Annotated in this window: 8 protein-coding genes; 3 read left to right on the top strand and 5 right to left on the bottom strand. The window is 75.7% G+C overall.

Going from position 1 to position 8,354, the window contains the following annotated elements; all coding sequences use genetic code 11:
* Positions 1–61: 61 nt before the first annotated feature.
* Positions 62–676: a translation initiation factor IF-3 gene (gene infC, locus ACTUAL_RS28260; RefSeq protein ID WP_015804176.1), complete on the bottom strand. Its 615-nt coding sequence runs from the start codon at positions 674–676 to the stop codon at positions 62–64.
* Positions 677–957: 281 nt separating this feature from the next.
* On the opposite strand from infC, the gene ACTUAL_RS28255 reads away from it, so the two are divergent.
* Entirely contained in the window at positions 958–1,299 is a 342-nt protein-coding gene (locus ACTUAL_RS28255; protein ID WP_015804177.1) for a DUF1844 domain-containing protein, read from the top strand.
* A gap of 148 nt (positions 1,300–1,447) precedes the next feature.
* Here the strand turns inward: ACTUAL_RS28255 and ACTUAL_RS28250 are convergent, their stop codons facing one another.
* On the bottom strand, positions 1,448–2,101 hold the full coding sequence (locus tag ACTUAL_RS28250) for a hypothetical protein (protein WP_096496303.1): 654 nt from the start codon (positions 2,099–2,101) through the stop codon (positions 1,448–1,450).
* A gap of 204 nt (positions 2,102–2,305) precedes the next feature.
* Between ACTUAL_RS28250 and ACTUAL_RS28245 the strand changes: the two genes are divergently transcribed.
* Complete coding sequence (locus ACTUAL_RS28245) at positions 2,306–4,603, top strand: ATP-binding protein (RefSeq protein WP_440902370.1); 2,298 nt, start codon at positions 2,306–2,308, stop codon at positions 4,601–4,603.
* 224 nt (positions 4,604–4,827) lie between these two features.
* Here ACTUAL_RS28245 and ACTUAL_RS28240 read toward each other — a convergent pair whose 3' ends face one another.
* The 3 genes from ACTUAL_RS28240 to ACTUAL_RS28230 are packed head-to-tail and all read right to left on the bottom strand — an operon-like array spanning position 4,828 to position 6,942.
* A complete protein-coding gene (locus tag ACTUAL_RS28240; protein ID WP_440902371.1) occupies positions 4,828–5,214 on the bottom strand; it encodes a RidA family protein in 387 nt (128 codons plus the stop codon).
* A gap of 16 nt (positions 5,215–5,230) precedes the next feature.
* Positions 5,231–5,980 (bottom strand): IclR family transcriptional regulator, encoded by a 750-nt coding sequence (locus ACTUAL_RS28235; RefSeq protein ID WP_096496306.1) that lies wholly within the window; start codon positions 5,978–5,980, stop codon positions 5,231–5,233.
* Positions 5,977–6,942, bottom strand: a complete 966-nt coding sequence (locus ACTUAL_RS28230) for a sugar kinase (RefSeq protein ID WP_440902369.1) — start codon at positions 6,940–6,942, stop codon at positions 5,977–5,979. The genes ACTUAL_RS28235 and ACTUAL_RS28230 overlap by 4 nt, the downstream gene beginning before the upstream one ends.
* Before the next feature lie 90 nt (positions 6,943–7,032).
* On the opposite strand from ACTUAL_RS28230, the gene ACTUAL_RS28225 reads away from it, so the two are divergent.
* Positions 7,033–8,319, top strand: coding sequence for an amino acid deaminase (locus tag ACTUAL_RS28225; RefSeq protein ID WP_440902368.1), 1,287 nt, complete (start codon positions 7,033–7,035; stop codon positions 8,317–8,319).
* Positions 8,320–8,354: the final 35 nt, after the last annotated feature.

Here is an 8,354-nt window from a genome sequence, read left to right as displayed (position 1 = left end):
ACCACCCGAGCGGGGGCGCCGTGCTCTGATCTCCCGGCCCGGAGGCCGGGAGATCACAACTTCACTCCGCCGGCGCGTCCTCAGCCGGGGCGTCCGCCAGATCGTCGTTCTCGTGCTTGATCGGACGGGTCTTCGTGGTCTTGTGCGGGGCCAGCACCATGATCATGTTGCGGCCGTCCTGCTTCGGGTTCGACTCCACGAAACCGAGCTCCGCGACGTCCTCGGCCAACCGCTGGAGCAGCCGGTAGCCCAGCTCGGGCCGGGACTGCTCTCGGCCACGGAACATGATGGTCACCTTGACCTTGTTCCCCTGACCCAGGAAGCGGGCCACGTGGCCCTTCTTCGTCTGGTAGTCGTGGGGATCGATCTTCGGGCGGAGCTTCTGCTCCTTGATGACCGTGAGCTGCTGGTTGCGCCGGGACTCGCGGGCCTTCTGCGCGGACTCGTACTTGTACTTGCCGTAGTCCATGAGCTTGCAGACGGGCGGGCGAGCCTGCGCGGCGACCTCGACGAGGTCGAGGTCCGATTCCTGTGCGAGTCGGAGCGCGTCCTCGATGCGAACGATCCCGACCTGCTCACCGTTCGGCCCGACCAGACGAACCTCGGGCACGCGGATGCGGTCGTTGATGCGCGGCTCGGTGCTCACGGGAGCACCTCGGTTCGAGGGACTTGTCATGCACGTCCTTTGCGACTCGTTGTGCGCCAAAAGACAAGAGGCCCCACGCTTTGCCCAGCGTGAGGCCCGCTCTTCCGACCGATCGCACAACGACAGGGCGCAGTCCACCCTGCGAGGGACCGGACCCGGCCACCTGCCACGAGGGCGGCGGACGCGGGTGGGAGCGGGGCTCCACTTGCCGTTCCCGCACGTGCGGGAACTGGTCGCGTCGAACATCGTAGCAGATCGCTTGTCAACCCCCGAACCGGCGGCGCCCGGAGGCGGGTTGCGACAATGTCGGGGTGACCGACCTGCCTGACGACAACGTCCGCGACCTGCACGACGTCCCCAGCATCGAGGTGATCAGCAAGGCCTCGGTCATGCTGCTCTCCGCCGCCGCCGAGCGCCTCGGCCTGGCCGACGAGGACCCGGACAACAGCCCCCGCCGCGACCTGGACGAGGCCCGGAGGCTGATCACCGCGCTGGCCGGCCTGGTGACCGCCTCCGCCGAGTACCTCGGCCCGCACGCGGGTCCCCTGCGCGACGGCCTCCAGTCCGTGCAGCGGGCGTTCCGCGAGGCGTCGGCGTTCCCGGACGAGCCCGGCAAGGGCCCCGGCGAGAAGTTCACCGGCCCGGTCTACTGACCCCCTCCCCCGCCGCTGCCGCGTCACCCCCGTGACGCGGGGAGGCGGGACGGTCGCGCGAGCGGCCCACCACCTGTCCCGCCCGGCGCCGAGGCGCGGGCGCCCCCGGTCGCACCGGCGGACGCCCGCGCCACCCACCCGTTCGGGGTCAGTCCCCCTCGGCGCCGCGCTTGGCGCGCCCCTTCCCACCCCGCCCCGCCTTGACGCGGGGCCGCACCCCGGACGAGCGCAGCTGCCTGGCCGCGAGCTGGGCGATGATCTCCGGGTCCTGCCTGCGCCACCCCTCCAGCGGGTCGCCGTCGAACGCGGCGAGCTGGCGCAGGTCCAGGTTGTTGAGCGCGTGCAGCGCGAGCAGGTCCTCGCGCCCGGCGTCGCGCAGCCTGCGGGCGGCCGTGGCGCGGCGGGCGAACCGGTAGCGCAGCGGCAGCCAGGTGATCAGCAGGAACGCGACCGGCAGCGCGACGAACGCGACGGCGAGCCAGAGCGCGGTGGTCTCGACGGCCTCGATCTGCGCCTGCCCGGCCCCGACGACGGAGGTCCCGGCGTCCTGCCCGCGCTGGAGCGCGGAGGCGAGGTCGTCGCCGACGAGCGGCATCCGGCGCGCCCGGTCCGCGGCGTCGCGGAAGGTGTCGCCGAGCCCCTGACCGGCGCCGACCAGCTCCTCGCCGGTCGTCCGCAGGGACAGCACGGCCTCGCGCACGCCCAGCGCGAAGTCGATCCAGAACCAGGTCCAGGCGACGGCGACCAGGTCGGCGGCGAGCTGGAGGGCAAAGCGGTCGGGCCGGTCCGAGTACCACTTCATGCGCGCAGGGATACCAGCTCGCACCGACGCGTGACACCCCCTCGGGCGAACCTCCCCCTTCGGCCGCCCACCGCGTGGGACGGCCGGTCACCGAGCCCCGCCGAGAGCCGGGCGAGTGGTCTGTTCACCCGGTCAACGGCGCACGTCCCCGCACCTACCTGCGCCTTTCCCGCCCGACCGCCCCCGGCGGTCTACTGTCCCCCCGTGGCCACACCGCTGGGCGACCTGCTGCGTCACCACCGGACCCGCGCGGGCCTGACCCAGGAGGACCTCGCCGAGGGCTCCGGCGTCAGCGTGCGCGCGATCAGCGACGTGGAGCGCGGCCGGGCCAGGGGCCCGCAACGGCGCACCGTCGCCGCGCTGGCCGACGTGCTCGGGCTGGACGGCGCGGACCGCTCCGAGCTGCTCGCCGCCGCCCAGCGCGGCCGGGCCAGGGCCACCCGCTCCCCCGGCCCCCGCGCGCGCCCGCCGGACCTGCCCGACCGCGCGGGCCGCGCGGACGAGCTGGCCGCGATCCGCGCCGCCGCCGCGCGGGCCAGGGGCACCGAGGTGGTCGCCGTGCACGGCGCCCCCGGCTCCGGCAAGACCAGCCTGGTCGTGCGCGCCGCCCACGAGCTGGCCGCCTCCCACCCCGGCGGCTGCTTCTTCTTCGCCCTGCGCGGCGTCGACGCGACGCCCGTGCGGCCGGACGAGGTGACCCGGCGGGTGCTGGTGGCGCTGGGCGAGGACCCGCCGCACTCGGAGGCCGAGCGCACCGACCGGTACCGGGCGCTGCTGCGGGAGCGCTCGACCGTGCTGGTGCTGGACAACGCGCTCGACGAGGCCCAGGTCCGCCCGCTGCTGGCCGAGGGCGCGCGCTCCCTGGTGCTGATCACCTCCCGCCAGGTCCTCGGCGGCCTGGAGGGGGTGACCCGGATCGGCCTTGACGTGCTGCGCGAGTCCGAGTCGACCGGGCTGCTGGCCGCCGTCGCGGGCGAGGCGCGGACCAGCGCGGAGCCCGAGGCCACCCTGGCGGTCGCCCGGCTGTGCGGCAACCTGCCGCTGGCGCTGCGGATCGCGGGGAACCGCCTGGCCTCCCGTCCGGGGTGGACGGTCGCGCACCTGGCCGCGCGGCTGGGCGACGAGCGCCGCAGGCTGTCCGCGCTCACGGCGGGCGACCTGGGCGTGCGCCCCGCGTTCGAGCTGTCCTACCGCCAGCTCGCCCCGCTGCCGCGGGCGCTGTTCCGGGCGCTGTCCCTGCTCCCCGGTTCGGGCTGCGCGCCGGAGTCGGCGGCGGTGGCGCTGGGCGTCGACGCGGTCACCGCCGAGGACGCCCTGGACGAGCTGGTGGACGCGAGCCTGCTCGGCACGGCGGAGGAGCCCGGCCGGTACGCGCTGCACGACCTGCTGCGGGTGTTCGCGGGCGAGCGCCTGGCCGCCGAGTCCGACCCGGCCGCCGTCGTGGCGGCGCGGGAGCGGCTGGACGGCTGGTTCCTGGACCGCGCCACCACCGCGCTGTCGTTCTACGGCACCGAGGCCAGGCAGGAGCCCGCCGACGGCCTCGCCGACGCGGCCGAGGCGGACGCCTGGCTGGTGGCCGAGCTGTCGAACTGGCTGGGCGCGCTGGACCGGACCGCCGGGACGGGCGGGCACGACCGGGTGCTGCGGCTGGCGTCGGCCGCGCACTGGTACTCCGACCAGCACGGCGACGCCGCCACCTGGGAGCGGGTGTTCGGGGCCGGGGTGGCCGCCGCGCGGGCGCTGGGCAGCGCTCGCGACGAGGCGGTGCAGCTGAACTTCCTGACCTGGGTGCTGGTGGTGCTGCGCGGCTCCCCCGAGCGGGGCCTGGCGCTGCACGACCTGGCGCGGGCGGCGGCGGTGTCGGCGGGGGACGTGCGCGAGCAGGGCTGGGCGGCGCACTACCGGGCGCTGGCGCTGCGCCGGGCCGGTGACCTGGAGGGCGCGCGGAGCAGCGCGGTGCGGGCGCGGGAGCTGTTCCTGGCGGCCGGGTACCCGCTGGGCGCGCACATCGCGGGCAACGCGCTGGGGCAGGTGCTGGCGCAGGCGCGGCGGCACGCGGAGGCCGAGGCCGTGCACCGGGAACTGCTGGCGGCGGTGCGCGCGGACGCGGCGGGGCTGCGCCCGGAGATGCGGGACGCGCTGGAGGCGGCGCTGCTGATGCAGCTGGCCGACGCGCTGGCCGGGCTGGAGCGGTGGGCCGAGGTGGTGGCGGTGGCGCGGGAGGCCGCCGGGCTGGCCGCGGGCGCGCGGTCGCCGGTCACGGAGCTCAGGGCGCGGCTCGCGGCCGGGGTGGCGCTGCACCGGTCGGGCGCGCTGCCGGAGGCGAGGGCGGAGCTGGAGCAGGCGCTGGAGCGGGCGCTGGAGCCGGGCGGCGGGCGCGGCGGACCGGGCGCGCCGGACGTGCTGGACGCGCTGGCCGACGTGCTCGACGACCTGGGCGACCCGCGCGCGAGCGGGCAGCTGCGCGCGCGGGCCGCCGAACTCCGGTCAGCCGATCGGTGAGGCGTTCCTGGCCACGGCCGTCCTCCTCAGCAACGCTCTTTCCGGGGATCCGATCGCAGTCAACCCCGCGGCGGGGCGGGCGCGCCATGCGGAACCACCGGCAGAACTGGTCCACTCGGACGGTAACCCGCGCGAGCGACGTTGCGCCGTCCAGGGGGTTTCGCTCCGGTGACGCGCCGCCGGACGACCGTCCCCGGCCCCCGCGCGGGGGCCGGGGACGGCGGTCAGTCCACGACGGGCAGCGCGTCGCTCTCGACCAGCAGCCCGGCGGGGAGCCCGACGTAGACCGTGGTGCGCGCCGAGAACGGCCCCTCGGTCATGAACTCGCCGTACGCGTCGTTCATCTCGCCGAAGTGCGCGGTGTCGGTCAGGTAGACGCGCAGCATGACGACGTCGGCCAGCGACGCGCCGCCCGCCTCCAGCACGGCGATGACGTTGCGCATCGCCTGCGCGGTCTGCTCGGCGACGGTCGTGCCGACGACCTCCCCGGTCTCCGGGTGGAACGCGACCTGCCCGGCGACCTGGAGCAGGTTGCCCTTGCGGACGCCCTGGGAGAACCTCGCCACCGGGGTAGGCGCGTTCTCGGTCCGAACCTCGACCTTGGAGCCCATCGCTGTTGTTCCTCTCTCAGTCACGCGCGGTCCACCCGCACTCGATCGACGCGGCCCGCGCGGTGGCGAGCAAGTCGGGCAGGTGCCCGAGCAACCCGTCGAAGTCCAGCAGCACCTTCGGCGCCGACATCGACACCGCGGCGACGACCTCCCCGCGCGCGCCCCTGATGGGGGCGGCAATGCAGTGGATGAAGTCCTCGTGCTCGGCGTTGTCGACGGCGTACCCGCGCTCGCGCACCTTCTCCAGCTCGGCCAGGTACCGCTCGGGGCCGGTGATGGTGTTCGCGGTGAGCGGCGGGTACTCCATGCCCTCGGCGACCTCGCGGCGCCGGTGCTCGGGCAGGTCGGAGAGCAGCACCTTGGCCACGGCGGTGCAGTGCAGCGGGGCGCGGCGGCCCACGCGCGAGTACATCCGCACGGGGTGGGTGCTGTCGTACTTGTCGATGTAGATGACCTCGCCCGCCTCGTAGGAGGCCAGGTGCACGGTGTAGCCGAGGCGGCCGTTGAGCTCGCGCAGCGCGGGTTCGCTGCTGCGGCGCACGTCGCGCTCCTCCAGCGCCCGGTTGGCCAGGTCGAACAGGGCGGTGCCGAGCCGGTAGTGGTGCACGCCGTCGCGCTGGGCGAAGCGGTGCGACTCCAGGGTGCGCAGGAGCCGGAGCGCGGTGGACTTGTGCACGTCCACGGCTCCCGCCAGCTCGTCCAGGGTCTTGGGCCCGGTGGCGAGCCTGCCCAGGAGGGTCAGCGCGCGGTCCAGGCTCTGGCTCATCGGGGTCTCCTCAGGTGGGCGGCGGCCCACTCCTCGGGCGACGCGTCCAGGAGGGGCGCGGTGACCGAGGGCGGCAGCGGGTCCCCGACATCCTCCCTGGTGAGCAGTGCGGCGGCGGCCTGCAGGTGCCCGGCGCGCAGCCTGCGGGCGGGCGGCTCGCCCGCGAGGTGGGCGGCGAGGTAGCCGGCGGCGAACGCGTCGCCCGCCCCGACCGGCTCGACGACGTCGACGCGCAGCGCGGGCTGGAACACCTGCTCGCCGCCCTCCACGACGGTCGCGCCGCGCTCGCCCTGCTTGACCACGAGCGTGGTCGGGTTGGGGAGCAGGGCGCGCAGCTCGGCTGGGTCGCCGGTGCCCCAGGCGGTCTCGGCCTCGTCGGCGCCCGCGAGGACGACGTCGGCGGCGTCGGCCAGCTCGCGCAGCACGGCCGGATCGCGGTCGGCCCACAGCGCGGGCCGCCAGTTCAGGTCGAACGAGACGAGCGGGCCGCGCGGCCTGGCCAGCACGGCGCGCAGCAAGTCGAGGCAGCTGTCGGACAGGGCGGCGGTGATGCCGCTGACGTGCACGAGCGCGTCGCCGGGGCGGAGCTCGGGCAGGGCGTCGGGGCCGAGGGCGGAGGCGGCCGAGCCGCGCCGGTAGTAGCGGACGGGGCTGCCGGAGGCGGCGGCCTCCTTGACGTACAGGCCGGTGGGGCGGGTCGGGTCGACCACGACGCCGGTGACGTCGACGCCCGCGCCGCCGACCGCGTCGAGCACGGCCCCGCCGAACGCGTCGTCGCCGACCGCGCTCACCCAGCGGCTGGGCACGCCGAGCCGGGCCAGGTGGATCGCGACGTTGGACTCGGCGCCGCCGACCGCCCTGGTCCAGGCGCGCGCGGCGCGCACCGGGCCGGGTTCGGCGGGCACCAGGACCGCCATGGTCTCGCCGAGGCACACCACGCCGCCCACGCCTTCGAACCGCATCCGCGTCCCCCTGGGCTGGTGATCGTTGACTGGACGGCGACCGAATGTTACACACATCGCCATCACATCGCGCAACGGCCGTTGCGCAATATGCAACAGGGGAGCGAGCCAGTGGACATCGACCGCGACGCCGTCGCCGCGATCCGCTCGGAGCGGGTCGACTGGCGCTTCAAGGGGATGCCGTCGGACGCCTTCGGGTCGACCGTCGGCGAGCTGGCCGAGCGGCGGGCCGACCTGGTCACGGGCGGCTTCGTCGGACCGCTCGTCGTGCTCGACCAGGAGGCGCTGGAGCACAACCTGGACGTCATGGCCGCCTGGTGCGCCGAGCGCGGCGTGCTGCTCGCCCCGCACGGCAAGACCACGATGGCCCCGCAGCTGTTCGCCGCCCAGCTGGAGCGCGGCGCGTGGGGCATCACCGCCGCCAACACCAGCCAGGTCCGCGTCTACCGGGCGTTCCGGGTGCGCCGGGTGCTGCTGGCCAACGAGCTGGTCGACCCGGCCGGGCTGCGCTGGCTCGCGGACGAGCTGGCCGCCGACCCGGACTTCGAGTTCGCCTGCGGGGTCGACTCGGTCGAGGGCGTCGAGCGGATGACCGAGGCGCTGGGGACGCCCGCGCGGCCGGTGGACGTGCTGGTCGAGCTGGGCGCGCCCGGAGGCCGCACCGGCGCCCGAGACCTGGCCGCCGCCCGCGCGGTCGCCGAGGCCGCCGCCGCCAGCCCCGCGCTGCGCCTGGTCGGCGTCGCGGGCTACGAGGGCTCCCTGGTGCACGACGCGTCCCCCGGCTCGCTCGCCACCGTCGACGGCTACCTCGCCGGGCTGCGCGAGCTGGTCCACGACCTGCGCGGGAGCTACGAGGTCGACGAGCCGATCGTCACCGCGGGCGGCAGCGCCTACTTCGACCAGGTCGCCGCCGTCCTCGCCGGGCCGTGGGAGCTGCCGGTCCGCCCGGTGCTGCGCAGCGGCGCGTACGTCACCCACGACCACGGCTTCTACCAGGGCGTCTCCCCGCTGAACCGGGGCGCGGGCCCGGTGCCGCTCAAGCCCGCGCTGCTGGCCTGGGCGCAGGTGGTGTCGCGGCCCGAGCCGGGGCTGGCGCTGCTGGTCATGGGCAAGCGCGACGCCTCCTTCGACGAGGGCCTGCCCGTGCCGCTGCTCGTGCGCGGGGCCAACGGGGAGCAGCGCGCGCTGGACGGCGCCGAGGTGACCTCGCTGGCCGACCAGCACACGTTCCTGAGGCTGCCCGAGGACTCCACCGTGCGCGTCGGCGACTGGATCGGCCTCGGCCTGTCCCACCCGTGCACCGTCTTCGACAAGTGGCAGCTCATCCCGGTCGTGCGCGGCACGACCGTGGTCGACCTGGTGCGCACCTACTTCTGAGCACCGCACCCACCGGGCCGCGCGAGCACGCGCGG

The organism is Actinosynnema sp. (assembly GCF_052038725.1).
Note: the sequence above shows the minus strand (reverse complement) of the source record. Positions and strands in the feature narration are given on the sequence as shown.

Coding starts and splice junctions, on each gene's coding strand:
- infC (WP_015804176.1), bottom strand. CDS start 676: ATGACAAGTCCCTCGAACCGAGGTGCTCCCGTGAGCACCGAGCCGCGC.
- ACTUAL_RS28250 (WP_096496303.1), bottom strand. CDS start 2,101: ATGAAGTGGTACTCGGACCGGCCCGACCGCTTTGCCCTCCAGCTCGCC.
- ACTUAL_RS28240 (WP_440902371.1), bottom strand. CDS start 5,214: ATGGGCTCCAAGGTCGAGGTTCGGACCGAGAACGCGCCTACCCCGGTG.
- ACTUAL_RS28235 (WP_096496306.1), bottom strand. CDS start 5,980: ATGAGCCAGAGCCTGGACCGCGCGCTGACCCTCCTGGGCAGGCTCGCC.
- ACTUAL_RS28230 (WP_440902369.1), bottom strand. CDS start 6,942: ATGCGGTTCGAAGGCGTGGGCGGCGTGGTGTGCCTCGGCGAGACCATG.
- ACTUAL_RS28225 (WP_440902368.1), top strand. CDS start 7,033: ATGCAACAGGGGAGCGAGCCAGTGGACATCGACCGCGACGCCGTCGCC.